A 611-nucleotide genomic window follows, 5' to 3' on the forward strand; every position below is an offset into this window, starting at 1 on the left:
TGCTCGCGAAGGGCGACCAGCACTTCGGGCGCCACCCGGTTCTCGATCTCCACCAGCCGCCCGTCCCAAAGCCGGGCACGCGGCGCATCGATCGCCGTCTGCAACCCCAGTCCGAAATCCAGATGGCTGACGAGCGCCTGCGCCTGGGTCTGCAAGATCCCGTAGCTGCCCGGCGTCCCCAGGGCGAGGCAGGGCTCGCCATCCCGGGTCGAGATGCTGGGCGCCATGCACATGGCGAGCGGCTGGCCGGGCTTGGCCAGGTTGGGGCTGCCGGGCTGCACGTCCGCCCAGTACAGGAAATTGTTGAGCAGGACCCCGGTGCCCGGCACGGCCACCCCGCTGCCGAAGACCGAGCCCAGGCTCTGGGTGATGCAGACGAAGTTGCCCTCGTGGTCGGCGATGGAGAAGGAGGTGGTATGCCCCGGATCGGCGCCAGGCGGCGGCTCGCTGGTCCACTGCTCCGTCGGACCTTCCATGCCGCCTCCCGCCCGCAGCCGGTCCTGAAGCCGCCGGACGTTCTCGTCGGAAAGGATCGCCCGCAGCCGGGTCTCGTCAGGCATGTTGTCGGCGATCCGCACGCCGGCGGCGATGCGGGTTGCGCGGATGACGAG

General features: G+C 70.4%; 1 protein-coding gene. It reads right to left on the minus strand.

Annotated features, from left to right (window positions below):
• Positions 1–611: gamma-glutamyltransferase (locus F0Q34_RS21610; RefSeq protein ID WP_174242087.1), on the minus strand; the 611-nt coding region annotated here is incomplete at both ends.

This window comes from Teichococcus oryzae, assembly GCF_008386565.1.
Lineage (GTDB): Bacteria > Pseudomonadota > Alphaproteobacteria > Acetobacterales > Acetobacteraceae > Pseudoroseomonas > Pseudoroseomonas oryzae.